This is a genomic window from Pseudomonas sp. RL_5y_Pfl2_73 (genome assembly GCF_963970515.1).
Taxonomy (GTDB): Bacteria; Pseudomonadota; Gammaproteobacteria; order Pseudomonadales; family Pseudomonadaceae; genus Aquipseudomonas.
This window is the reverse complement of sequence record NZ_CAXAPD010000009.1, coordinates 189998-213569: the sequence shown is the minus strand read 5'-3', so window position 1 is coordinate 213569 and position 23572 is coordinate 189998. Positions and strand designations below refer to the sequence as shown.

Genomic DNA, 23572 nt, shown 5'->3' with positions numbered 1-23572 from the left:
CCTTGCGGGCTTGCTCGCGGTCGTCTTTGGACTGAGCTTTTTCCGACTTCTGACCACTGATGAAGGCTTGTCGCCACGCCTTGATCTGCTCGGGGTAAAGGCCCTTTCGACGGCAGTACTCACCCAGTTCGATCTCGGATAAACCGCTGGCTTCAAGGACGACGGCAAACTTGGTTTCGGCGGTCCAGTTCTGGGCCGATGGGGTGTTTTCGGGCACTGCGTTTCCTTCAGAACTGACCTGTTTTCGCCAGTTGGACAAAGACATTTCGCTGACCCCTTCGCGCCGGGAAACCTCGGCCATCGATAGGTTGAGCGGGGGAAGCAGCATTTTGAGCAATGCGGCTTTGCGTTCCGGTGAATAGTACGGCACGAGCAGTCTCTTTCCGCCCCCGATTAGTGTTTTTAGGAAAATTCGGAGAGGCGACAACTATCCTGACACCGGGGGCTCTTACAGCGGCTCACTTTTGAAGAGCGCAAAAGTAAGCAAAACGCTTTATGCCCCACCACTCGGCACCTCGCTTAGGCTCGGTGTGCCTGAGATCAACGTCCACCGCGAGGCGGCCTAGTAGCCGACCTGGTTCTTGGTGGGACCGCGTTTCTTCTGTGGGAGCGAGCGTGCTCGCGATAGCGGTGGGTCAGTCACAGATGCATCTACAGACCGAACACCATCGCGAGCAGACCCGAATTCCACAAGGTCTGCACAAATCTTCCAGACACTCTCCTCATCAGCAGTTAATCTGCCAAGAGCACATTCACCAAGCAGGATAGGGCATGACGGCGCGCAACTGGATCGATCTCAAGCAGGACACCACGTCCGGTATCGAGACCGTGCGTGCGCATTTCGAGGGGCATGCCTATGACCCCCACTGGCATGACGCCTATCTGGTGGGCGTGACCGAGCAGGGCGTGCAGCAGTTTCACTGCCGGCGCCAGCAGCACAACAGCACGCCGGGTAAAGTCTTCCTGCTCGAGCCCGGCGAGCTGCATGATGGCAACGCCCCCCACGACCACGGGTTTACCTATCGCACGTTGTACCTGGAGCCTCAATGGCTGGAGCGCGAATTGCGGTCCTTGTTCGACGTGGCGCCGGACAACGCCCAACTGGGCTTTGCCGCCACCCTGACGGACGATGTGCCGCTGGCGAGTGCCACGGCCATGGCCTTCCAGAGTCTGCACGAGCAGGAGATCCGCATCGTGCGCCAGACGGCCCTCGATACCCTGTTGGCTACCCTGACCCAACACCTGCACTGGCGGGCGCGGATTAACCCGGATCCGCGGCTGCCATTGGTGGCGCAGCAGGCCCGGGATTATCTGCACAGTCACCTGAGTGAAGACATTGGGCTGGATGACTTGGCGCAAGTCACCGGCGTGGATCGTTTCCGCCTGAGCCGTGCATTCAAGGCGGCTTTCGGCCTGGCGCCCCATGCCTATCTGATCCAGTTGCGCCTGGCCCGTGCCCGGCGCCTGCTGGCGCGTGGCGAGAGTGCCGTGGCAGTGGCGGCCATGCTCGGTTTTGCCGACCAAAGTCACTTGGGCCGCTGGTTCCAGCGCGCCTATCGCCTGAGCCCCGCGGGCTACCGCAAGCGCTGCTCAATTGTTCCAGACTGACCGCGGTTTCATGGGGATGATCAAGCGATCGATCATTCACCGAGATGTCGCTCCATGGACCAGTTACTACCGTTTGCCTTGTTCGCGTTTGTCGCCTCCATCACCCCGGGCCCGACCAATATCCTGGTGCTGAGCCATAGCTCGCGCTTCGGCCTGGCAACCACTGTGCCGATCATCCTCGGTGCCTGCGCGGCGGCGACTTTGCTGGTGCTTTTGGTCGGCACCGGGTTGGGCGACGTGTTGGCGCGCCATGCCACGGTTCAGACGCTGCTCTCATGGGCGGGCATCGCTTGGTTGAGTTGGATGGCCTGGCAGATTTTCAGCGCACCGGCCCAGGCCATCGACCCGAACCGTCCTGTCGAAGGCCCCCGGCTGGGCTTGGCGGGGGCCGCCGGGTTGCAGTTGGTGAACCCGAAAACCTGGATGATGGCGTTGGCGGTGGTCAGCGTCTTTGCAGGGGCCGAAGCCGACCGTACCGTGCGGGTCCTCTGGCTGTCCCTGGCGTTTTTCGCCATTTCGATCCCGTGCATGACCGTCTGGGCCTACCTGGGCCGCGGCGCCGCACGTTTCTGCCGCTCCGCCGTGGCGATGGGACGGTTCAATCGGGTGATGGCGGTGATGCTGCTGGTGTCGGCTTGGTTGACCTTGGTGGTCTGAGTCGAAGTCGAGGCACGCCTGCACAAACTTCATTGCTGGGCCGCGGTAGCGGCGCTACCGCTCAGTGGCCAGGCGTCGTCTTGAAGACCAAGGCCTTGAGGCCACACGCCAGATCGACGTCAGGAAATTCCGGCGGATTTTCCAGGCGTTTCTCGAAGATCAGCCCCGGCGCTTGCTCGGTAACGCCGTCGATGAGGAAATCCGCGCCGGTGGCTGGGTCGTTGCTGCAGGCCAGGACTGTGCCGTGGGCTGTCAGCAGTTCCGGCAGACGACGCAATACCCGCTGATAGTCCTTGGTCAGCAGGAAGCTGCCTTTCTGAAAGGTCGGCGGATCGATGATCACCAGGTCGTATGGGCCACTGTTGATCACCTTGCCCCAGGACTTGAACAAATCGTGGCCGAGGAAACTCACCTGACTCAGGTCGTGGCCGTTGAGTCGATGGTTGTCGCGGCCTCGGCTCAGGGCCGCACGGGACATGTCCAGATTGACCACATGCTGCGCGCCGCCGGCGATGGCCGCCACCGAAAAACCGCAGGTGTAGGCGAAAAGGTTCAGTACTCGTTTGCCATCGGCGTTGGCCCGGACCCAGTCGCGGCCATAACGCATGTCGAGGAACAGGCCATTGTTTTGCTTCTTGCCCAGATCGATCCGGTAACGCAGGCCACCTTCGGTCAGGGTCCATTCGTCGATGGGCTCGCCCGTCAGCCATTGGGTGAGGCTTTGCGGCAGGTAGCGGTGCTGCACCGCCAGCGTATGAGCCTTGCTCTGCTGCCAGGCCGGCGATGGAGTGAGCGCCAGCAATGTCGCGATCAAATCGTCCAGGTGCGTGGGTTCCGGTTCCTTGAACAGCGAGACCAGCACCACCCCTTGCAGCCAGTCGACAGTGATTTGCTCCAGGCCCGGCCAGCAGCGCCCGCGGCCATGGAACAGGCGCCGGGTTTCTTCTGACGCCGACTCCAGGGCTGTCAGCAAATGGGCGTGAAGGGTTTGAAGGGCTACGCAATTCATTCAGGCAACGCCAGGGATTCGAAAGGCCGGCATTTTAACCGCAGGCTACCCCAGCGCAATCCCTCACCACCTTAACTGCCGCTGCTGCCAAGAATGCTGGCAACCTGTTGCGGCTGGCAGTTGAGGTACGCCGAACGCTTGAGCCAACTGGGATCTGGGTACCAGGAAAACATGAATTGACCGCCCTTGAGCTTGTCGATCACCTGACGCGCCACCTGGGGGCGTACGGCAGGGCAGCCCAGGCTGCGCCCGATGCGTCCCTGGCGCACGCTCCACAGCGGGTTCACATAGTCAGCGGCATGGATCACGATCGCCCGATCTCGGGCCAGGTCATTGAAGCCTGGCTCCAGGCCGTCCATGCGCAGCGAATAACCGTGGGCGCCCTGGTAGCTTTCCTGGGTGCGAAACAGGCCCAGGCTGGATTGGTAACTGCCCAGGCGATTGGAAAATTGCGTCGCGAAGTTTTCCCCGGATTTTTGCCCGTGGGCCACCAGATCACGCAATACCAGCTTCTTCTGACGCAGGTCGAAGATCCACAGGCGACGGGCCGTAGAGGGTTGCGAGTAGTCGATGACCGCCAGGTGGCGGGCCTGGCTGGCACCATTGGCGACCGCGCATTGCATGGCGCCTAAGGCACTTTTGAGCGCCAGGGGATTGAGTTCTGGCGCGGTGTGGGCGAGGCTGTTGTAGAGTGTTTGCGAATTCGTCTTTTTTTCGGCCAGTGCCGGGCTGCAAATGACGCCCAGCCCCAGTATGACCAGGCAGAGTCGGCGCAAAATGCCCTGTACAGGCGAAGCGTTTGCAGCGTGGTATTCGTTCGCGGCATCCCATCCGATTTCGTTTGTCTGCATAATGGCGGGTCATACCTGTCGCAAAATTGACCGTCAACGAGACGGTCATGGAGTGGAGTAAAGCAGTTGTTCAAAAAGTCCGCATGTTACCTGAGCCTTTTATTGCTCACTGCACCATTGGTCGCGACAGCCGAAGACAGCGATCCGGCACTTGTGCAGACCACACTGGCGCAACTGGCGGTTGCATGCCCAACAATAGCGGCGGGTGTCGGCTTTCAGACGCTGCTCGACTTGCAGGCGTTTTATCAGCAAAACGCAGGCCAGGAAGCCTGGACGGACGACGAACGACGGATGGCGTTGCAGGCCCAGTTGCATCAACTGGCCGACGACGGTCTGGATCCAACGCGCTATAGCCTGCCGTCGCAGGAGGCAGACCAAGGCGTTCATTGTGTCGACATCGCCATCAGCCAGCGCTACCTGCAAGCCTTGCATGACCTGCGTTTTGGCTATTTGCCCCAAGACCGGCTGGAACCGGTATGGAAGGCCAACCCGCCGCCACAGGACCACCAGGCCGTGGTGCTGGCCATCGCCGGGCAGGGCCTGCAGAACATCGCCAGTGCCTTTGAACAGGCCCGACCGAAGCTGGACCTCTATCGCCACCTGCGCGACCTCTACGCCCGGCTGCGGCAACAGCCTTTATCCAGCTGGCAACCCGTACCGGGCGGGCCGCTGCTGCAACCGGACAAGCAGGACGCCCGCGTCCCCGCCCTGGCCCAGCGCCTGTTCAGCGAAGGTTACTTGACTACACCACCGCTGGTGACCGACGAGCACTACAGTCCCATGTTGGTGGATGCGCTGAAGAGCTTCCAGCTCCAGCATTCGCTACAGGCCGATGGGGTGGTGGGGCCGTGGACCGTTACTGAGCTGAACATCAGCCCGGCCATGCGCCGCGAGCAGTTGCGCATCAACCTGGAACGCATGCGCTGGCTGGCCCAGGACGTGGAGGCCGATAGCCTCCTGGTCAACGTGGCGGCGGCCCAACTGACGGTTTACCAAGGTGGCGCGCCGGTCTGGCAAACCCGCACCCAGGTGGGCCGTGCGCAACGGCAGACACCGTTGCTCAAGTCCCACGTCAACCGACTGACGCTCAACCCGAGCTGGACTATTCCCCCCACCATCATGCGCGAAGACAAACTACCCGAAATCCGCCGTGATCCGGAGTTTCTCAACCGCCACAACCTGCGGATCCTCGACAGTGATGGCCTGCCGTTACTGGCAGAGAATATCGACTGGGAGCACCCGGGCAACCTCATGCTGCGCCAGGATCCAGGTCCGAAAAACCCGTTGGGCAAAATGGCGATTCGCTTTCCCAATCCGTTCTCGGTGTACCTGCATGACACACCGAGCCAGGCGCTGTTCAGCAAAGGCCCGCGGGCCGTCAGTTCAGGCTGCGTGCGAGTCGAGCAAGTGATGCACTTGCGTGACCTGCTGGTAAGCCCGGCCGAACGTGCACGCACCGAAAAGCTGTTGGCCACTAAGATGACCCATGAGTTCAGGCTGGCCCGGCCCATGCCGATCATGCTGGGGTACTGGACCGTACAAGTGGACAGCCAGGGCCAGGCGATGTACATCCCGGACATCTATGGGCGTGATGCGAAACTGTCTGCTGCCCATGGCCGTGCCCTCTGAGGTCAGACGCAAGCCCTGGCGATTGGCGCGTGCGTGATCTCGTCGAGCGCTGCGAACACCCGCTGGCCGATGACGCCAGCGGCCTGCAAATGCTGGTGCGGATCGGCGCTTTCCGATTCGAGCAAACGTTGGGCGCTCACCACGCGGGCGCCGCAGTAATCGAAAATCCCATGGTCGATCTGCGTGGTCATCGCCTCACCGTAGCCGTGGCGCTGGAAGCTGTCGGCATCGGCGCCACCGACCGCCACCAGGTGGACCCGCATGTGTTGCAGTTGTTGGACAAACGGCTTGTCGAGGCTGAAATCGAACGCCCAGCCGTTGGAAAACACCCGATCGATCCAGCCCTTGAGCAGCGCCGGCATGGACCACCAATAGATCGGATAAACCAGCACCAACGCATCGGCACGGTCGATCCTGGCTTGCTCGGCCAACACATCCGCAGGCGGCGAGGCCTCTCGGTGATGGACAGCATGGTCGGCAAAACTGAAGCGCGGGTCGAAGCCTTCGGCAGCCAGGTCGGCGATCTCGAACGTATTGGCGGGGTTGGCGCGGGTGATGCCCTCGGCGATTTTTCCGGCCAGGCTGTGGGTGAGGGAACGAGGGTCGTGGTGAGCCACAACGATCAGTGCACGCATGGCGAAACTCCTTCTGGTCACGCAGTCAGGAAGACAGGTATGCTGGGTTAAGTTACGGTTAGTAAGTTACGGTTGGTAAAGTTAGCATGTCAAGCACTGACGAACATTCGCAGTCTTCACCTCGTCGTCGTTTATCCCGGCCTGACCGGCAGCGACAATTGCTGGACGTCGCCTGGCGACTGGTGCGGGAGGAGGGCAGCGACGCCCTGACATTGGCCCGGCTGGCAGACCAGGCGGGGGTGACCAAGCCCATCGTCTACGACCACTTCATTACCCGATCCGGGTTGCTGGCGGCGCTGTACCAGGATTTCGACGCTCGCCAGACTGTGTTGATGGACGCGGCCCTGGACGCCAGCGACGCGACCCTGCTAAGCCGGGCGGCGGTGATTGCTTGTTCCTACGTCGAGTGCGTGCTACTGCAAGGCCGAGAGATCCCCGGGGTGATTGCGGCGTTGACCAGCTCGCCAGAACTGGAACGCATCAAGCGCGAATACGAAGGGATTTTCCTCGACAAGTGCCGCGCCGTGCTGGAACCGTTCGCTGGCAGCAAGGGCATCACCCAGGCCGGTTTGCGGGCGATGCTCGGGGCGGCTGAAGCCCTGTCCAATGCCGCTGCCACCGGGGAGATCAGCGCTCACGAGGCGAAGCAAGAGCTTCTTGTCAGTATCGTTGCGATGGTGGATAGGACCGCCAACATCCCTTCAAACTGAGCCACCGCTATCGCGAGCAAGCCCGCTCCCACAGGAAGTCTGTGCTGAACCCCAGCCCCGCAGCCACCACTTACCCCTGTGGGAGCGGGCTGCTCGCGATGACGGCGGCACATTCAGCATCTTTGTCAACTGACCAACTGATATCGAGCGCAAGTCTCTCCTGAGGGCTGGCTGCACTTTTATGAAGCCGCAGGTGGGGTGATCGCACCATCGCAAGGCAGTTGGCGATGCTTGCTCAGGGGAGGTGGGCGGCGGTTGGCTTGCAGTGCCTGAGCTGGCGTCTTCGCGGGCAGGCCCGCTCCCACAAGGGGATTAGCGGTGAATGCGCGACCGTGAATAGGGCTGGACGAGGTTTGGCACGCTCGCTGCAAGAGACTATCCAGGCCCACCGCGAACACCGTCGAGTGGGCAGCCCCGTCGGTCAACGAAGATCGAGTGCCAGCAAGCCGGGGGACAACGGTAGGTCAGGGCGCAGTCGCCGGACCGATACCGCACAGAACAGGCAAAGACGCCTGAAACCGCAAGGTTTCAGGCGTCTTTTTTTTGCTTTCAAAATCGTAATGGGCTTTTGTCAGGTGCTTTTTATGAATTCCAACGTTGCTTCTCTGAACAAGCTGCAAACGCTGATCGTGATCGGCAATGGCATGGTTGGCCACCACTGCGTCGAGCAACTGATCGAACGCGGTGCCCTCAATCATTACCGTGTTCATGTGTTCAGCGAAGAGCCGATGCGTGCCTACGACCGTGTGCACCTGTCCGAGTATTTCTCCGGGCGCGATGCCGAGTCCCTGGCCCTTGGCGAAGCCTCGTTGTACCAGACCCCCGGCGTCACGTTGCACCTGGGCGTACCGGTGCTGGAAATCGACCGTGACGCACATCAGGTGCTGATCGCACATGATCACCTTCACTACGACAAACTGGTGCTCGCCACCGGTTCCTACCCGTTCGTGCCATCGATTGAAGGCGCCGAAGGCGATTCGTGCCTGGTCTATCGCACCTTGGAGGACTTGGATGCGATCCGGGCCGCCGCCGGCAATGCCCGTCGTGGCGTGGTGGTCGGTGGCGGCCTGCTGGGCCTGGAAGCGGCCAACGCGCTCAAGACCCTGGGCCTGGAGGCCCACGTGGTGGAATTCGCCCCCCGGCTGATGCCGGTGCAATTGGACACCCAGGGCGGCTTGGCCCTCAAGGCACGTATCGAGAAGCTGGGCGTCGGCGTGCACCTGTCCAAGGGCACCCAGTCCATCAGCGCGGGTGAGCAGTACCGTTATCGGATGAACTTCGGCGACGACGACTTTCTGGAAACCGACCTCATCGTGTTTTCCGCCGGCATCCGTGCCCAGGATGCCTTGGCTCGCCAGAGCGACCTGCAGATCGGCCCGCGTGGTGGCGTGGTGATCGACGACCATTGCCAGAGCAGCGATCCGGACATCTACGCCATCGGTGAATGTGCGGCCTGGAACGGCAGCATTTTTGGCCTGGTCGCCCCGGGCTACCAGATGGCCCGCAACGTCGCGGCCCGGCTGTGCGGCGAAAGCTCGGAGGCCTTCACTGGCGCCGACATGTCCACCAAGCTCAAGTTGCTCGGTGTGGACGTCGGCTCCATCGGCGATGCCCATGGCAATACTCCAGGTTCGCGCAGCTTCCAATTCATCGACGAAACCAGCGCCAGCTACCGGCGACTGGTGGTCGATGCCGACGGCAAGCGTGTAATCGGTGCCGTTCTGGTGGGCGACAACAGCTACTACGACACCTTGCTGCAATACAAGCAGAACGGCATCGCCTTGCCCAAGGACGCTGCCAGCCTCATCCTGCCATCGTCCGAAGGCGCCCCAACCCTGGGCCCTGCGGCGTTGCCCGAAACCGCCACCCTCTGCTCGTGCCACAACGTCACCAAGGGCTCGATCTGCTCGGCCATCGACGGTGGCTGCACCGATCTGGGCCAGCTCAAGTGCGACACCAAGGCCGGTACCGGGTGTGGTGGTTGCGCCGCCCTGGTCAAGCAAGTGTTCGAGCATGAGTTGACTGCCCGCGGCGTCAGCGTCGACAAGAGCCTGTGCGAACATTTCGCCTACACCCGTCAGGAGCTGTACGCACTGGTACGGGTGGAAGGGATTATCAGTTTCGACGAACTGCTGGCCAAGCACGGTCGTGGCCACACCGGTTGCGACCTGTGCAAGCCGGCGGTGGGTTCGATCCTGGCGTCATGCTGGAACCAGCCGATCATGGACCCGTCCCTGGTGCCGTTGCAGGACACCAACGACACCTTCATGGCGAACATGCAGAAAAACGGCACCTACTCGGTGGTGCCACGCATCGCCGGTGGGGAAATCACTGCCGACAAACTGATCGCCATCGGCGTGGTCGCGAAGAAATACGATCTCTACACCAAGATCACCGGCGGCCAGCGCATCGACCTGTTCGGCGCCCAGTTGCACCAGTTGCCGGACATCTGGGCCGAGCTGATCGAAGCCGGATTCGAAACCGGGCATGCCTACGGCAAATCCACACGCACGGTGAAATCTTGCGTGGGCAGCACCTGGTGCCGCTACGGCGTGCAGGACAGCGTGCAGATGGCGTTGAACCTCGAGGATCGCTACAAAGGCCTGCGCTCGCCGCACAAGCTCAAGTTCGCGGTCTCCGGTTGCACCCGCGAGTGCGCCGAGGCCCAGAGCAAGGACGTCGGCGTGATCGCCACCGAGAAGGGCTGGAACCTCTACGTGGCCGGCAACGGCGGCATGCGCCCGCGGCACGCCGAGCTGTTCGCCACCGACCTGGATGACGCCACGCTGATCCGCTACATCGACCGCTTCCTGATGTTCTATATCCGTACCGCCGACAAGCTGCAACGGACTTCGGTCTGGCGCGAAAGCCTGGAAGGCGGCCTGGACTACCTCAAGGACGTGATCATCAACGACAGCCTGGGCCTGGGCGCCGAGCTCGAAGCGCAGATGCAACGAGTGGTCGATCGCTACGAATGCGAATGGGCCAATGCCCTCAAGGACCCGGACAAACTCAAGCGTTTCCGCACCTTCGTCAACGACGGGCGCGGCGATCCGGACGTTCATTTCGTCAGGGAGCGCGGCCAACGCCGGCCGGTTCACGCCCATGAACTCCACCTGATTCCCGTTACCGAGGAGGTGCTCTGATGAGCCAGTCAAACGTCGTTCGTATTCCTGTTCGCGATCTCCAACAACCGCTGCAATGGCGCGCCCTGTGCCGCCGAGACGACCTAGTGGCCAACTCTGGCGTGGTCGCCTGGCACAACGGCAGCCAAGTGGCATTGCTGTACCTGCCCGAGCATCAGGACAAGCCGCTGTACGCCATCGACAACCGCGACCCCAAGTCTGGAGCGAACGTCATCGGCCGAGGTTTGTTGGGCAGCATCAAGGGTGACCTGGTGATTGCCTCGCCGATGTACAAGCAGCATTTCCGCCTGGAAGACGGCCACTGCCTGGAATACCCGGAACAGCGCCTGCGGGTATGGCCAGTGCGACTCAATGGCGACGTGGTGGAGATTGGCGAAGACTGACAAGCACACTGGCTGTACTTATGCAGCATGGCGAGGGCGCTTGCTACCACCGAGCACTGCGCAGGAGCTGCATAGGAGCTGTCGAGTGCAACGAGGCTGCGATCTTTCCCAATACACTTGAGTCTCAAGCGAAAGATCAAAAGATCAAAAGATCGCAGCCTCGTTGCCCTCGGCAGCTCCTACAGGGCCTACCGACAGCGTGTTGTCCTTACTTGCGGTCATGACTCGGCGCCACGCCCCCGGGTCAAGCGGGGCCGACGGCGGGGCGGTGCTGGCGCAACAGTTCGATCTGCTGGGACGGAATCAACTCGCGCAACGCTTTATAGAGCGCCCGGGTTTCCAGCAGGTTCCAGATGCGCAGCATGGTCTCCAGGGCGTCCAGGGGTTTGCTGATGAAATCCCGGGCGCCGAGGGCCAGGGCCCGCAGGCGGGTGTCACGGGTCGCGTCGGCGGTCAGTACCAGGATCGGCAGGTAATCGTTGGCCGGAATGCGCCGGTTGAGTTGCTCCAGCACGGCAAAGCCGTCGAACGCCGGCATGTGCAGATCGAGGATAACCAAATCCGGTTCGAAGCTGTTGAACAGATCGAGCGTGCGCAACGGTTCGGTGCTGCTCAGCACGTTGTGCAACCCTTCGCGGGCCAGCAGTTGTTCCATCAGGTCCAGGTTGGGGCGCTGATCGTCGACGATCAGAATGCGCAAGTCGCGATTCATGCGGGCTCCGGTAGATAGTGCTCGAGGTGGCCCAGGAAGGCCTGGATATGAATAGGTTTGGTCAGGATCGCCGTGGCACCGGCGTCGTGCAGGGCGCGGTGGGTCAGGTCGCTGGCGTCGGCGGTGATCATCAGCACAGGCGTGGTCGCGGTGGTCGGGGACTGACGCAGACGCCGCAAGACCTCCAGGCCTTCGAGGTCCGGCAGGCTGACGTCCAGCAGGATCAGTTGCGGGGTGTGCTGGCGAGCGAGGTCCAGGCCCATCTGGCCTTGCATGCTCGACAACAACTGGATGCCAGGACGGCGTTGCATCAGGGTTTCGATCAGCGCCAGGCTCGACAGGTTGTCTTCGATGCACAGGACTTTGCCGTGATACTCCACAGGCGAACGTGTCACCGCCAGGGCGGCGATGGGCGGCAAATGAGCCCCCACCACCTGGGTGCCAGGCAGCTGCAGGGTGAAACAGCAGCCGTGTCCCGGCTCACTGTGGACCTGCAGGTTACCTTGCATCATTTCCAGCAGGCTCTTGCTCAAGGACAACCCCAGGCCGGTGCCTTCGACCTGGGGATCGGCACCCAGGCGTTCGAAGGGCTTGAACAGTTGGTCCAGCTGTTCCGGGGCGATGCCATGGCCGGTGTCGTTGACGGCGATGCTCACCTGATGGGCCTGGATGCTGACTTCGATGCGCACCTCACCGCCGGGGCGGTTGTACTTGATGGCGTTGGACAGCAGGTTGAGCAGCACCTGAACCAGGCGCTGGCGGTCCGCGAGCACGCCACTGTCGTCGGGCAGCGCAGGCAGTTCGGCCAAGTGGATCCCGGCGTCGGCGGCCATCGGTGAAACCAAGGTCAGGGCTTCGTGCAGCACCGTCGACAGGGCGATCGGTTCGATGTTCAGCGGCAGGCGCCCGGCCTCGATCCGGGCAATGTCCAGCACCTCGTTGATCAATGCCAGCAAGTGCTGGCCGGCCCGCAGGATATGGCTGACCTGGGGGCGTTGGCCGGCGGTGGAGTCCATGTCCAGCAATTGAGCGAAACCGAGGATCGCGTTCAATGGGGTGCGCAGTTCGTGGCTCATGCGCGAAAGAAACTCGCTCTTGGCCCGGCTGGCACTTTCGGCTTCTTCGCGGGCAGTGCGCAGGGCGATCTCGGCAGCGCGGCGGTCGGTGATGTCGCGGGTGATCTTGGAAAAGCCGCGCAGCGCACCGGTGCCATCGTATTGCGCAGTGATCACCACGCTGGCCCAGAAACGGCTGCCGTCCTTTCGGCAACGCCAGCCTTCCTCCATGTAATGACCGTCGCGGGTGGCTTCGCGCAGGGCCATGTCCGGGTGCGCCGGGCACTCCTCGGCCAGGTAGAACAGGGAAAAATGGTGGCCGAGGATTTCCTGCTCGGTGTAGCCCTTGATCCGTTCCGCGCCGGCGTTCCAGGTGGTGACGTAGCCTCGGGCATCTAGCGCGAAGATCCCGTAGTCCTTCACGCCATCGATGATCAGCCGCAGGCGCTCCTCGTTATCGCGCAGGGCCCGCTCGCGTTCGGCGAGCAACTGTCCGGCCTCCACCAGGCGTGTGCCGAGCTGGCCAATTTCGTCCTGCTCCGGCGGTTGCGGCAGCAAGGGTTGACCCAATGCCAGGCGCTGGGCGTTGCCTTGCACCTGCTGGACCCGGGCGACGATGCCCTTCGACAGGAACAGCACCGCGACAATGGCGCCCAGCAGCCCGCACACCGCCGCCAGCAAGGTGGCGAACAACAGGCGCATGCGCGTGGCTGAGGCGGCGGCGCTACGGTCGGCGAGCAGAGCATCTTCGCGTATACGCATGGCGCTGATCTGCTCGCGCAGTACGTCCAGCACCTGTTTGTTCTCGATCAGGATCGCGGTGATGGCCTCGGGGTCGTCGCCCTTGCCGTTGCGCAGCGCGAGCAAGCCGTCGAGTTTGTCGGCGATCAGCGGGGTGATGGTCTTGAGGTGCTCGCGCATCCTGGTGTCGCGAATGTTGTGGTCCAGGCGCCGCAACGCGGCCTGGATCAGCGGCGTGGCCTGTTCGTAGCTGGGCAGGAAATCTTCGCGACGGGTCAGCAGGTAACCGCGCACGCTGGCCGCCGCCTCGGCCAACAGGGTATGAACTGTCTGAATATCACCCTGGACCAGCAGCACCCGGCGCACATCCTCTTCGGCCCGCGCGGTCTGGCGTTCGGTGATATAGATCAGCACCAGCGACAGTAGGAGGACCACCAGGGGCAGGGAGATCACCACCAGAGCCTTGCCACGCAATGGCAAGTCGGCCCAGCGGCGGGCGGCGAGAAACCTCATGGCCATTGCCCGACGGGTTGCGCCACCAGGCCCAGGGCAATGCCGCGCACGGCGGCCTGGGTCCGGTCGGCGGCCCCCAGTTTGCCGATGACACGCTCCACGTGGGCCTTGGCCGTGCCGGGCGCGATGCCCAGTTTTTCGCCGATTTCACGGTTGCTGAAACCGCCCGCCACCAGCCCCAGCACCTGGCGCTCTCGGGCGGTCAGGGCCTGGACCTGGGGAGCGCCATTCGCTCCGCGCTCGGCCATGCGGCGCAGCAGGCGCGCACTGACCGAACTGTTCAGCGCCTCTTCGCCCTGGGCGACCCGTTTGAGGGCGTCGAGCATTTCATCGCGGCTGGCGTCCTTGAGCAGATAGCCGACCGCGCCCGCACCGATGGCTGCTTCGAGGTGGTCGGGGCTGTCATCCATGGTGAAGATCACGACTTTGATTCCGGGCTGGCGCTGCTGCAAGATCCGCGCCGCGCCCAAACCGTTGAGGACGGGCATGCGGATGTCGAGAATCGCGATGTCCGGTTGTAGCCGCTCACACAGGTCGAGGGCTTCCTGGCCGTCGCGGGCCTGGCCGACGACCTCGAATCCCGGGTTGCCAGCGAGCATGCTGATAAACCCGGTACGGGTGACTTCGTGGTCATCGGCCAGCAGCAGGCGCAAAGGTGGCTTCATGGGTGTTCTCCGTGGGCCAGTAGCGGCACGCTGGCCAGTAGTCGGGTGCCGTCGCCGGGCTGGCTGCAACAGCTCAAGTGGCCGTCCAGCAAGTTGGCGCGCTCCTGCATGGCGGCCAGCCCCAGATGGCGGCAGCCGTTGGTTTCTATGGGTTGTTCCAGGGCAAAGCCACGGCCATCGTCCTCCACTCGCAGGCAAGCTTGGCCGTCTTCCACCGTCAACCCCAAGTGCACGTGGCTGGCCTGGGCGTGCTTGAGAATGTTGTTGATGCCTTCCTGAGCAATGCGAAACAGGGCGGTCTCGGTATTGCCCGGCAGGCGCGCGGTGCTGTGTTCGACCCAGTTCACCGTCAGACCCGCGTCGCGCAGGCGATCGGCTTCCTTGTCGACGGCTTTGTACAGGCCGAAATCATCCAGTACGTGGGGGCGCAGGCCACCGATCAGTTGCCGACCTTCGCCGACGCAGCCTTGGGCCAGGTCGAGGATGCTTTGCAACTCGTTCGCCAGTGCAAGCGGCAGCGACGGACAGCGACCGGCGAAGCCCTGCAAGCGCTGATGCAAACCGGCGAGATTCTGCGCCAGGCCGTCGTGCAGGTCATAGGCGACGCGCTTGCGTTCGTCTTCCTGGGCGCTGAACAAGCGGTGGACCAGCTCGGACATGGTCCGCTCGCGGGCCTGGATTGCTTCGAGCAATCGGCTGTTCTCCAGGTGTGCCGCCAACAGCGTCGCGAGCAATTGCAGTGATTCGATGTCTTCGTTGTCAGGCGCGCCGAGGGTCACGCTGTTGCCCAGCAACAAAGCCCCGAATTCTACGCCGTCGGAGGCACGCAACGGCACCCGCAAGACCTGGGGCAGGGCGCTGCCGGGCGATTCCAGCCACTGTGGGCCGGGCGTTTGTGGCTGGGCCAGGTTGGCGAGCAGGTCGAGTCGTTCCGCGCTGCCGTGGCTGGCGAGGGTGCGCAACGGGTGGTCCGGCGCCCACTCCAGCAACAGGCCATGGTCCATGGCCATGAACGCGCACGCCCGTTGCAGCGCGCGCTGGCGCATGGCCGACAGGGGCAACTGCGTCAGTTCATGGCCGGTGCCCAGCAGCAGGCCCAAGCGTGCGGCACGACTTTGCGACTGGCGATATTGGCTGCGGATGGCCAGGGCACTGCCGGGGTCATGGGGTGGGCTTTGCATGGGGAACTCCAGCGTGGAAGAGGACCGGTCCGGTTCGCGGTGGCGCCATTAGAACGTGTCACCGGCACCGGGCCTATCTGCCGAACGGCATAGGCGATTGGCACCGGTTGGCCGATGGCGAAGGCAGGGAGGGCCGGCAAAGTGGGGTCATTGAAACCCAAAGGAACGCTTTGATGAAAATGAAAACCTGCGCCATTGCTGCTTTATTCCTGCTGGCCGCGCCGCTTGTCCAGGCGCTTGAGGCTACGCCCTACGTGTACCGCACGGTGGCCGAGCAGCCCAAGAATGTGAATGATCGCGAGATCGCGGCGCTGTTCGACCGCTGGAACGCCGCGCTGCAAACCGGTAGCGCCACCGCCGTGACTGGCCTCTACGCCCCGGATGCGATTTTGCAACCGACTGTTTCCAACAAGGTGCGCAACACACCGGCGCAGATCCAGGATTACTTCGAGCACTTCCTGGCCGGTCAACCAGTCGGGCAAATCAACTACCGGGAGATCCGCCATCTGGGCCCCGATGCGGCGATGGACAGTGGTGTCTATACCTTCACGCTCACCCAGGCCGACGGTTCCAAGCGCGAGGTCCAGGCGCGCTACACCTTCCTCTATGAGCGCCTCGATGGCCAGTGGAAGATCATCAACCATCACTCATCGGCCATGCCTGAGGCGGCGAAAACCTTGCACGCCAGTCACTGATAGCACTGGTCGCAAAAGACCTGCCTGTGGGAGCTTGCTCGCGATAGCGAAGTATCCGTCAGCATCCATGTTTCTGACGCACCGCCATCGCGAACAAGCTCGCTCCCACAGAGGCCTCTATCAATTCCATCCCCGTGTTTAGACACACTTTGCATAAAGAGCTTGGATTAACGCGCGAACATTAATTAGAATCAGTCTCATTTAAGACTTTGCGCAGGCTCTGGACATGTGTGATGCAGCGACACCGACGGAGCATTCCCTCCATGCGTTATACCGTGACCACGGTAGCTGGCTGGAAGGCTGGCTGCGGCGGCGCATGGGCAATGCCTGGGATGCGGCGGACCTGCGCCAGGATACCTTCCTGCGGGTGCTTTCCAGTTCCCAGACCTTGGCTGACCTGCAAGAACCCCGGGCTTATCTGCTGACCGTTGGCAAACGCCTGCTGAGCAATTTCTACACCCGGCGCAATCTGGAGCAAGCGTATCTCGACGCCCTGGCGAGCCTGCCTGAAGCCTGCGCGCCGTCGCCAGAACAACGCTGGCTGCTGCTGGAAACCTTGCAAGCCTTGGACGAATTGCTCGATGGCCTGGCGCCCCTGGTGCGGCGGGTTTTTCTCTGGAGTCAGCTTGAGGGCTTGGGTTATCGCGAGATCGCCGAGCGCTTGCACGTGTCCGAACGCACTGTAAAACGCTACATGGCCCAGGCCTATGAGCATTGCCTGTTGGTGGACTTCTGATGCGCTCGGCCCCTTCACCCGAAGCCCGCGAAGCGGCGCGGGCAGCGGCTCGCTGGTTGACCCTGATGGAGTTCGACGGGGATGCATTCGACTCGGCGGCCCTGCAACGCTGGCGCGACAGCAGCGCCCATCACGAGGCGGCCTGGCAGAAGGCCCAGCGATTGCGCCAGCGTTTTGCCGGGGTGCCCGCGGCCTTGGGCATGGCAACCCTTGACCGTCCAATGCTGGCTCGGCGCGCGGTGCTCAAGCGCGCATTGGGCGTCGCCGCATTGGTCCCGACCGCTTGGCTGCTGGGGCGAGAGCTGCCGCTGGAGGCCTGGCGCGCTGACTTGCACACCGCCACGGGCGAGCAACGGCGCTGGTCGCTGGTCGATGGCAGTGCGCTGCAACTGAACACCGACAGCGCCGTCGACCTGGACCTCAAGGCGCGGCGCCTGGTGCTGGTACGCGGCGAGATGGCTCTCAAGCTCGCCGGAAACGCGCCGCTGTCCGTTCAATCACCCTATGGGCTCATCACCATCACTCGTGGCGAGGTCTGCCTGCACCTGGGCGAGGGCGATTGCCGGGTGTCGGTGGTCAGCGGCTCGGCGCAACTGCAACCTCTGCGGGGGCCATTGCTGAGCTTGGAAGCGGGCCAGCAGGTCAATATCCAGGAATCAGGCGCGGGGCCAGTGAAGGCGTTCGACGTGGCGCAGCTGGGTTGGCGTGACGGCGTATTGGTTGCGCAGCACCAGCCGCTGGGGCATTTCCTGCGGGAACTTCGCCGCTATCGCCCTGGCGTGTTGCGCTGGGACGAAACCCTGGAACCCCTGCGAATCACCGGCAGCTTCCGCCTGGACAACACCGACCGAATTCTCACGCTGCTTGCAGCCAGCCTGCCGCTGGACGTGCACATGCGCACTCGCTATTGGGTCACGTTGACGCTTCGCAAAAATATGGCCTGAGGCCTGTCCCCTTTTTTTGTCTCGCTTGTCATTCAAGGCAACTGAACAAAAATGAGAGTGCTTTCCAATGTCCGCAGTTGCACCTTTGCGTTTGCGTCCGGCCTTTGTTGGCTGGCGTCCGCTGTTGAACCTGAGCCTCATGTTGAGCCTGAGCGCCAGCCCCTTCTTTATCTCATCGAGCCTGGCCGAAGAACCCACCCGGCGCAGCTATCAGGTGCCGGCGGGCGACCTCAGCGCGGCGTTGACCCGGTTTGCCGGGCTGGCGGGTGTCAACTTGTCGGTGGATCCGACCCTGGTGAATGGTCGCAACAGCGCCGGGCTTTCGGGTGAGTTTGGGGTCGAGGAGGGTTTTGCCCGGCTGTTGCGCGGTTCTGGCCTGCAGTTACAGCCTGTGGGTGAGCAGGCCTACATCCTGATGCCGGCGCCAGAAGGCGGCAGCCTGCAACTGGCACCCACCTCGATTGTCGGCGCCACGGCTTCGACGGACAGCCCGGCGTATGCCGGTGGCCAGGTTGCTCGTCGTGGTTCGCAAGGTTTGCTGGGCACGCGGGACTTCATGGAAACGCCGTTCAGCGTGACCACCTACACCAGCGCGGCGGTCAAGAACCAGCAGGCTCGCACCCTGGCTGACCTGATCGCCAGCGACCCCTCGGTCCGCGCCACCAACCCGGCGGGCGGACGCTTTGAGCAGTTCACCATTCGGGGTTTCAGCCTGTTCAACAGCGATGTCGCCTACAACGGCCTCTACGGCATTTTGCCGACGTACACGATCGACATGGAGATGGCCGAGCGCATCGATATCGTTAAGGGGCCGAGCCAGCTCATCAACGGTATCTCGCCGCGGGGCAGCGTAGGCGGCGGGATCAACATGGTGCCCAAGCGTGCCACCGACAAGCCCATCACCTCGTTCACCGGCAGCTATGCCTCCAACAACCAGCTTGGCGGTGCCGTGGATGTCGGGCGGCGCTTTGGTGAAGAGGACAAGTTTGGTATTCGCTTCAATGGTGTGAAGCAGGCGGGGGACACCGAATGGGATCACCAGAGCGTGGACCGCGAGATGGCGGTCCTGGGCCTGGATTTTCGCGGTGAACGCCTGCGGCTCTCGACGGACATTGGCCGTACCGAGCGTAACACCGACGCGCCCCAGGAACGCGTGCTGGTGGGCGCCAATGCACAGGTTCCTCACGCCGGTGATGTGCGTGACAACTACGCCCAGTCCTGGAGCAAGGCGCGCACCAAGGACACCTTCGGCACCGTGAACGCTGAATTCGACGTCAACGATTCCGTCATGCTGTATGGCGGTGTAGGCGCGCGCAAAAGCGACCATGACTTCCTTCGGCACAACGTTTCGGTCACCAACGACGCCGGTGACTTCACCGTCCAGCCCCGTGACTTTACCCGCGACGAAAATGTCCGGACGGCCACGGCCGGGGTGCGCAACTGGTTCCATACCGGCCCGGTGAGCCATGAGGTCAACCTGGCCGCCAGCTACTTCTACATGGACTTCGAAAATGGCGGCGCCCGTTACGCCAACGGTCGCAGCAACCTGTATGACCCGGTGCAGACCCCGACGCCGAACAACCCGACACGACAGGACAACAAGGTCTACACCGAGAACCGCTTCAGTGGCGTGGCGTTGTCCGACACCCTGGGGCTGTTCGATGATCGCTTGCTGCTGACCCTCGGCGCCCGCTGGCAGCGGGTGAAGGTTGACGACTGGACGAATAACGTCAAGGGCGACACCGCCTACGATGAGGAAAAGGTTTCGCCATCGGGCGGCATTCTGTTCAAGGCCACGGACAAGCTGTCGCTGTATGCCAACTACATGGAAGGCCTGAGCCAGGGCAAGATCGCGCCGTCGACGTCGGTGAACGAGGATGAGATTTTCCCGCCGTTCATCAGCCGGCAGGTCGAGGTGGGGGGCAAGTATGATGCTGGTCCGTTCGCCGTCACCGCTGCGCTGTTCCGGATCAAGCAGCCGGCCTATGCGACCAACGCGACGACACGTGTCTTCGGCCCGAACGGCAAGCGAGAAAACACCGGCGTGGAGTTGAGTGTGTTTGGCGAACCGCTGAAGGGAACCCGTTTGCTCGGCGGCGTGATGTACATCGACAGCGAACTGACCCAAACCACCAACGGCGCCTTTGACGGCAACCGCGCACCGGCCACGCCGAAGTACAACGTCAACCTCGGCGCCGAATGGGACGTGCCGACGGTACAGGGCCTGACCCTGACCAGCCGTGGCATCTACTCCAGCTCGCAGTACCTGGACCAGTCCAACACCAAGCAAATCGATTCCTGGGAACGTTTCGACGTGGGCGCCCGCTACGCGTTCAAGGTCGACGAAAAGCACATTACCCTGCGGGCCAACATCGAAAACGTGGCAGACAAGCGCTACTGGAGTTCGGCCGGGGCGTCGGATGACAGTGGGGCCGGATTGACGCTGTCGACCCCGCGCACCTACCTGATTTCCGCGACGGTGGATTTCTAGGCCAATGCGCCGCTCCAGGGAAGGAGCCGTCTGGGTTCAGATGTCGCGAAACAGATCGTGGGCATCGAGCAGCCGCCAGGCAATCTCGGGGCGTTTTTCCAGACCACGGCGGATGGCGGCGGGAATCGACTGGCGAATCTTGCGGCACAGGCCGGGCTGATCCTGGAATTCAATGGCGATGCCGCGCATGGTCCGCACTTCGTTGTAGCCAGGTTCGACGCTCAGGCGGATCCCCAGGTTTTCGTACAGGCGTTGCTGCAGGCGCTGGAGTTCGTCGAGGCTCTGGATGTTCTCCAGGCGTTCAAGCAGACGCTTTTCTTCCTGGCGATTCAGGCCAAGGATGCGCAGGTCGCTACCAGGCGCTTGCAGCAAGGCATCACGGCCACAATCGCAGACGCCGGGCGGGCAGGGGGGACGGATCGGGATCGACGCGGTCATGGGCTCCACAAAAATCTGCTGCACAACGAAACAGCGAGCTTATCGCCGGCCCAGGCAATGTGATGCCTGGCGGCATGTGGGTCAAGCCTGTTGGAGGGGCCGCTTGTCTGGCGCTGCTGTGGGCGCTTGCTCGCGACAGTGGTGAGTCAGCTTGCACCTTTGTCGGATTTGCCACCGCCATCGCGAGCAAGCGCCCGCCGGCCTGTTAGAGCGTTACAACCCCAACTCAGACAACCCCGGATGATCGTCCGGCCGGCGGCCCAGCGGCCAGCGGAACTTGCGCTCGCTTTCCTTGATCGGCATGTCGTTGATGCAGGCATAGCGTTTGTACATCAGGCCTTGCTCGTCGAACTCCCAGTTTTCGTTGCCGTAGGAGCGGAACCAGTTGCCCGAGTCGTCGTGCCATTCGTAGGCGTAGCGCACGGCGATGCGGTTATCGGTGAAGGCCCAGAGCTCCTTGATCAGCCGATAATCCAGCTCCTTGGCCCATTTGCGGGTCAGGAACGCCTTGGCTTCCTCACGGTTATGGGCGAATTCGGCGCGGTTACGCCATTGAGTATCCTGCGTGTAGGCCAGGGATACTTTTTGTGGGTCACGAGTGTTCCAGCCGTCTTCGGCCTGGCGAACTTTCTCGATCGCCGAGTCCCGAGTGAACGGTGGCAACGGCGGACGAACTTCGGAAGAGGCAGACATGGCAGATCTCCAGTGAGTTGACAGGTGGCACAAGGGTTCAACGGGTCAGGCGTGTAGCAGTTTTTTCAGCAGGTCCCGGGCGTGGTCAGCCGCGCTGTGGTCGCCCATGACCAGCGCCACGGTAATGGCGCCGTCAATCAGAATCAGGAGCTGGCGGGCCAGTGCGTCCGGGTTCTGGACACCTTGTTCGACGCACAGCCGGGTCAGGTAATCGAGCAGCTTCTGCTTGTGCAGCTTCGCCACCTGGCGGACCGGATCCTGTGGATCGCCGGTTTCGCCACTGGTATTGATGAACGCGCAGCCGCGGAAACCTTCGCTGTCGAACCAGTCCTTGAGCACGGTGAACAGGTTGAGCAGCCTTGCAGTCGGGGTCGGCGCCTTGTCCACTTCAGTGCTGAACCAGTGCATCCAGCGTTCGTCCCGTCGCCTGAGGGCGGCCACGATCAGGTCGTCCTTGTTGGCGAAGTAGCGATAGACACTTTTCCTGGAAACACCGGCGGTTTTCACCAGAAGGTCCATGCCGGTGGCGGCGATGCCACTTTTATAGATCAACTTTTCGGCGACATCGAGGATGATATCTCGTGTTTCATTTCCTGTAATTTCGTTCATGGAATGAAAGTAGAATGATCGTTCTCCTTGGTCAAGTCTTTTTTCTTGAGGACGGGAAGACCCAAACCCATCCATGGTGTAAGCTCATCCGTTCTTCGGAATCGACCTTTTTGCGAGCCCTATGCCGTCGCTTTTCAAACGCTCCCTGCTGCCCAAGCTGCGCAGCTTTGCACTGACCGCCGACGCGGTGACCATCCTCGATGGCGCTGCCCAATTCCGCCGTTGCCTGCTGGAGAAAATCGCCCAGGCCACCCAGCGCATCTACATCGTCGCGCTGTACCTGCAACAGGACGAGGCCGGCCAGGAAATCCTCGATGCCCTGCATGCCGCCAAGGCCGCGCGTCCGGAACTGGATGTGGTCGTGGTGGTGGACTGGCTGCGGGCCCAACGCGGGCTGATCGGCGCCAAGAAGCAGCCGGGCAACTCGGCGTGGTACCAGGAGCAGACTCGCACCCATGTCAGCGAAGTGCCGATCTACGGCGTGCCGGTGCAAACCCGCGAGCTGTTTGGCGTGCTGCACTTGAAAGGCTTCGTGATTGACGACTGTGTGCTCTACAGCGGCGCCAGCCTGAATAACGTCTACCTGCACAAGTTCGACAAATACCGCTACGACCGCTATCACCTGCTGCAGAACACGGCACTGGCCGATTCGATGCACCATCTGGTGCAGCACGGCCTGGTCACCTCCAGGGCCGTGCATCGCCTGGACCTGCCGAACCTGCCCAGCACCCGCAGTTTGCGCAAGGACATCGGCGACTTGCGCAGTCGCCTCAAGTACGCGACCTATGACACCAGCGTTGGCAGCCTCGACAAGAGCGGCCTGTCGGTAAGCCCGTTGCTGGGCGTTGGCAAGAAGAATCCGCTGAGCCGGGTGATCGGTGAACTGATCGCCAGCAGTCGCCAGCAACTGACCATTTGCACACCGTATTTCAACCTGCCCCTGACGGTGACCCGGGAGCTCAATCGCGCCCTGGCCCGCGGGGTCAAGATCGACATCATCGTCGGCGACAAAACCGCCAACGACTTCTACATTCCGCCAAGCGAGCCGTTCAAGATCATCGCGGCGCTGCCATACCTCTACGAAATCAGTCTGCGGCGCTTCGCCAAACGCCATCAGCGTGCTATCGACAGCGGCCAATTGAACCTGCACCTGTGGCGTGACGGGGAGAACACCTATCACCTCAAGGGCATGTGGGTCGACGAGCGCTACACCTTGCTGACCGGTAATAACCTCAACCCGCGGGCCTTTCGCCTGGACCTGGAAAACGCGCTGCTGCTGGACGACCCCAAGGGCGAGTTGCTGGCGCCGCGCCAGGCCGAGCTTGAACAGATCTACCGCCACACCCGCCGGATCGAACGGTACCTGGACCTGGAAACCCTGGCGGATTACCCCGAGGCGGTGGCCAGGTTCCTGAAACGGGTCAGCCGGGTGCGGATAGAACGGCTGCTTTACCGGATCCTGTGAACAACC

Annotated in this window: 22 protein-coding genes; 11 read left to right on the top strand and 11 right to left on the bottom strand. The window is 62.4% G+C overall.

Annotated elements, in window-relative coordinates; genetic code table 11:
• Positions 1-370, bottom strand: a 370-nt coding sequence (locus AACY42_RS11715) for a transposase (RefSeq protein ID WP_339479443.1), incomplete at its 3' end; no start/stop codon positions are given.
• A gap of 401 nt (positions 371-771) precedes the next feature.
• Here AACY42_RS11715 and AACY42_RS11710 point away from each other — a divergent pair.
• A complete protein-coding gene (locus AACY42_RS11710) occupies positions 772-1608 on the top strand; it encodes an AraC family transcriptional regulator (protein WP_339479442.1) in 837 nt (278 codons plus the stop codon).
• A 54-nt stretch (positions 1609-1662) separates the two neighbouring features.
• Positions 1663-2265 carry a LysE family translocator gene (locus AACY42_RS11705; protein WP_339479440.1) on the top strand — a complete coding sequence of 201 codons (603 nt, stop codon included), beginning with the start codon at positions 1663-1665 and terminating at the stop codon, positions 2263-2265.
• 61 nt (positions 2266-2326) lie between these two features.
• Here AACY42_RS11705 and AACY42_RS11700 read toward each other — a convergent pair whose 3' ends face one another.
• Together AACY42_RS11700 and AACY42_RS11695 are read right to left on the bottom strand one after the other, a co-directional pair.
• Positions 2327-3274, bottom strand: coding sequence for a class I SAM-dependent methyltransferase (locus tag AACY42_RS11700; protein WP_339479438.1), 948 nt, complete (start codon positions 3272-3274; stop codon positions 2327-2329).
• Between the two features lie 71 nt (positions 3275-3345).
• Entirely contained in the window at positions 3346-4029 is a 684-nt protein-coding gene (locus AACY42_RS11695) for a murein L,D-transpeptidase catalytic domain family protein (protein ID WP_339479456.1), read from the bottom strand.
• A gap of 162 nt (positions 4030-4191) precedes the next feature.
• Between AACY42_RS11695 and AACY42_RS11690 the strand changes: the two genes are divergently transcribed.
• Positions 4192-5754 carry a L,D-transpeptidase family protein gene (locus tag AACY42_RS11690; RefSeq protein ID WP_339479436.1) on the top strand — a complete coding sequence of 521 codons (1563 nt, stop codon included), beginning with the start codon at positions 4192-4194 and terminating at the stop codon, positions 5752-5754.
• 2 nt (positions 5755-5756) lie between these two features.
• On the opposite strand, the gene AACY42_RS11685 is transcribed toward AACY42_RS11690, so the two are convergent.
• Positions 5757-6389 carry an NAD(P)H-dependent oxidoreductase gene (locus AACY42_RS11685; RefSeq protein WP_339479434.1) on the bottom strand — a complete coding sequence of 211 codons (633 nt, stop codon included), beginning with the start codon at positions 6387-6389 and terminating at the stop codon, positions 5757-5759.
• 86 nt (positions 6390-6475) lie between these two features.
• Between AACY42_RS11685 and AACY42_RS11680 the strand changes: the two genes are divergently transcribed.
• From AACY42_RS11680 to nirD, 3 genes are all read left to right on the top strand, one after another.
• Positions 6476-7099 (top strand): TetR/AcrR family transcriptional regulator, encoded by a 624-nt coding sequence (locus tag AACY42_RS11680; RefSeq protein ID WP_339479432.1) that lies wholly within the window; start codon positions 6476-6478, stop codon positions 7097-7099.
• A gap of 584 nt (positions 7100-7683) precedes the next feature.
• Positions 7684-10245, top strand: a complete 2562-nt coding sequence (gene nirB / locus AACY42_RS11675) for a nitrite reductase large subunit NirB (RefSeq protein WP_339479431.1) — start codon at positions 7684-7686, stop codon at positions 10243-10245.
• Positions 10245-10628 carry a nitrite reductase small subunit NirD gene (gene nirD / locus AACY42_RS11670; RefSeq protein ID WP_339479430.1) on the top strand — a complete coding sequence of 128 codons (384 nt, stop codon included), beginning with the start codon at positions 10245-10247 and terminating at the stop codon, positions 10626-10628. Before nirB ends, nirD begins: the two co-directional genes overlap by 1 nt.
• Positions 10629-10872: 244 nt before the next feature.
• Here nirD and AACY42_RS11665 read toward each other — a convergent pair whose 3' ends face one another.
• The 4 genes from AACY42_RS11665 to AACY42_RS11650 are packed head-to-tail and all read right to left on the bottom strand — an operon-like array spanning position 10873 to position 15495.
• Positions 10873-11340, bottom strand: a complete 468-nt coding sequence (locus tag AACY42_RS11665) for a response regulator (protein WP_339479428.1) — start codon at positions 11338-11340, stop codon at positions 10873-10875.
• Positions 11337-13649, bottom strand: a complete 2313-nt coding sequence (locus AACY42_RS11660) for an ATP-binding protein (protein ID WP_339479427.1) — start codon at positions 13647-13649, stop codon at positions 11337-11339. Before AACY42_RS11660 ends, AACY42_RS11665 begins: the two co-directional genes overlap by 4 nt.
• The gene (locus AACY42_RS11655; RefSeq protein WP_339479425.1) at positions 13646-14314 is read right to left on the bottom strand and encodes a response regulator transcription factor; all 669 of its coding nucleotides are present in this window, start codon (positions 14312-14314) and stop codon (positions 13646-13648) included. Before AACY42_RS11655 ends, AACY42_RS11660 begins: the two co-directional genes overlap by 4 nt.
• A complete protein-coding gene (locus AACY42_RS11650; protein ID WP_339479424.1) occupies positions 14311-15495 on the bottom strand; it encodes a sensor histidine kinase in 1185 nt (394 codons plus the stop codon). The genes AACY42_RS11655 and AACY42_RS11650 overlap by 4 nt, the downstream gene beginning before the upstream one ends.
• A gap of 173 nt (positions 15496-15668) precedes the next feature.
• Here AACY42_RS11650 and AACY42_RS11645 point away from each other — a divergent pair, with 173 nt between their 5' ends.
• The 4 genes from AACY42_RS11645 to AACY42_RS11630 all read left to right on the top strand — a co-directional run bounded on the left by AACY42_RS11645 (position 15669) and on the right by AACY42_RS11630 (position 20361).
• Positions 15669-16190 carry an SgcJ/EcaC family oxidoreductase gene (locus tag AACY42_RS11645; protein WP_339479423.1) on the top strand — a complete coding sequence of 174 codons (522 nt, stop codon included), beginning with the start codon at positions 15669-15671 and terminating at the stop codon, positions 16188-16190.
• A 226-nt stretch (positions 16191-16416) separates the two neighbouring features.
• Positions 16417-16926, top strand: a complete 510-nt coding sequence (locus AACY42_RS11640; protein WP_339479422.1) for a sigma-70 family RNA polymerase sigma factor — start codon at positions 16417-16419, stop codon at positions 16924-16926.
• Complete coding sequence (locus tag AACY42_RS11635) at positions 16926-17870, top strand: FecR domain-containing protein (protein ID WP_339479421.1); 945 nt, start codon at positions 16926-16928, stop codon at positions 17868-17870. The genes AACY42_RS11640 and AACY42_RS11635 overlap by 1 nt, the downstream gene beginning before the upstream one ends.
• Before the next feature lie 67 nt (positions 17871-17937).
• Positions 17938-20361: a TonB-dependent receptor gene (locus AACY42_RS11630; RefSeq protein ID WP_339479420.1), complete on the top strand. Its 2424-nt coding sequence runs from the start codon at positions 17938-17940 to the stop codon at positions 20359-20361.
• A 36-nt stretch (positions 20362-20397) separates the two neighbouring features.
• Here the strand turns inward: AACY42_RS11630 and AACY42_RS11625 are convergent, their stop codons facing one another.
• The 3 genes from AACY42_RS11625 to AACY42_RS11615 all read right to left on the bottom strand — a co-directional run bounded on the left by AACY42_RS11625 (position 20398) and on the right by AACY42_RS11615 (position 22101).
• Complete coding sequence (locus AACY42_RS11625) at positions 20398-20799, bottom strand: hypothetical protein (protein WP_339479419.1); 402 nt, start codon at positions 20797-20799, stop codon at positions 20398-20400.
• Between the two features lie 213 nt (positions 20800-21012).
• Positions 21013-21492: a nuclear transport factor 2 family protein gene (locus tag AACY42_RS11620; RefSeq protein WP_339479418.1), complete on the bottom strand. Its 480-nt coding sequence runs from the start codon at positions 21490-21492 to the stop codon at positions 21013-21015.
• 45 nt (positions 21493-21537) lie between these two features.
• A complete protein-coding gene (locus AACY42_RS11615; RefSeq protein ID WP_339479417.1) occupies positions 21538-22101 on the bottom strand; it encodes a TetR/AcrR family transcriptional regulator in 564 nt (187 codons plus the stop codon).
• 121 nt (positions 22102-22222) lie between these two features.
• Here AACY42_RS11615 and pssA point away from each other — a divergent pair, with 121 nt between their 5' ends.
• Positions 22223-23566 (top strand): CDP-diacylglycerol--serine O-phosphatidyltransferase, encoded by a 1344-nt coding sequence (gene pssA, locus AACY42_RS11610; RefSeq protein ID WP_339479416.1) that lies wholly within the window; start codon positions 22223-22225, stop codon positions 23564-23566.
• Positions 23567-23572: the final 6 nt, after the last annotated feature.

Bases quoted from the DNA above. Each gene is read 5' to 3' on its own strand.
- AACY42_RS11710 (WP_339479442.1), top strand. From the start codon at position 772: ATGACGGCGCGCAACTGGATCGATCTCAAGCAGGACACCACGTCCGGT.
- AACY42_RS11705 (WP_339479440.1), top strand. From the start codon at position 1,663: ATGGACCAGTTACTACCGTTTGCCTTGTTCGCGTTTGTCGCCTCCATC.
- AACY42_RS11700 (WP_339479438.1), bottom strand. From the start codon at position 3,274: ATGAATTGCGTAGCCCTTCAAACCCTTCACGCCCATTTGCTGACAGCC.
- AACY42_RS11685 (WP_339479434.1), bottom strand. From the start codon at position 6,389: ATGCGTGCACTGATCGTTGTGGCTCACCACGACCCTCGTTCCCTCACC.
- AACY42_RS11680 (WP_339479432.1), top strand. From the start codon at position 6,476: ATGTCAAGCACTGACGAACATTCGCAGTCTTCACCTCGTCGTCGTTTA.
- nirB (WP_339479431.1), top strand. From the start codon at position 7,684: ATGAATTCCAACGTTGCTTCTCTGAACAAGCTGCAAACGCTGATCGTG.
- nirD (WP_339479430.1), top strand. From the start codon at position 10,245: ATGAGCCAGTCAAACGTCGTTCGTATTCCTGTTCGCGATCTCCAACAA.
- AACY42_RS11665 (WP_339479428.1), bottom strand. From the start codon at position 11,340: ATGAATCGCGACTTGCGCATTCTGATCGTCGACGATCAGCGCCCCAAC.
- AACY42_RS11660 (WP_339479427.1), bottom strand. From the start codon at position 13,649: ATGAGGTTTCTCGCCGCCCGCCGCTGGGCCGACTTGCCATTGCGTGGC.
- AACY42_RS11655 (WP_339479425.1), bottom strand. From the start codon at position 14,314: ATGAAGCCACCTTTGCGCCTGCTGCTGGCCGATGACCACGAAGTCACC.
- AACY42_RS11650 (WP_339479424.1), bottom strand. From the start codon at position 15,495: ATGCAAAGCCCACCCCATGACCCCGGCAGTGCCCTGGCCATCCGCAGC.
- AACY42_RS11645 (WP_339479423.1), top strand. From the start codon at position 15,669: ATGAAAATGAAAACCTGCGCCATTGCTGCTTTATTCCTGCTGGCCGCG.
- AACY42_RS11640 (WP_339479422.1), top strand. From the start codon at position 16,417: ATGTGTGATGCAGCGACACCGACGGAGCATTCCCTCCATGCGTTATAC.
- AACY42_RS11635 (WP_339479421.1), top strand. From the start codon at position 16,926: ATGCGCTCGGCCCCTTCACCCGAAGCCCGCGAAGCGGCGCGGGCAGCG.
- AACY42_RS11630 (WP_339479420.1), top strand. From the start codon at position 17,938: ATGTCCGCAGTTGCACCTTTGCGTTTGCGTCCGGCCTTTGTTGGCTGG.
- AACY42_RS11625 (WP_339479419.1), bottom strand. From the start codon at position 20,799: ATGACCGCGTCGATCCCGATCCGTCCCCCCTGCCCGCCCGGCGTCTGC.
- AACY42_RS11620 (WP_339479418.1), bottom strand. From the start codon at position 21,492: ATGTCTGCCTCTTCCGAAGTTCGTCCGCCGTTGCCACCGTTCACTCGG.
- AACY42_RS11615 (WP_339479417.1), bottom strand. From the start codon at position 22,101: ATGAACGAAATTACAGGAAATGAAACACGAGATATCATCCTCGATGTC.
- pssA (WP_339479416.1), top strand. From the start codon at position 22,223: ATGCCGTCGCTTTTCAAACGCTCCCTGCTGCCCAAGCTGCGCAGCTTT.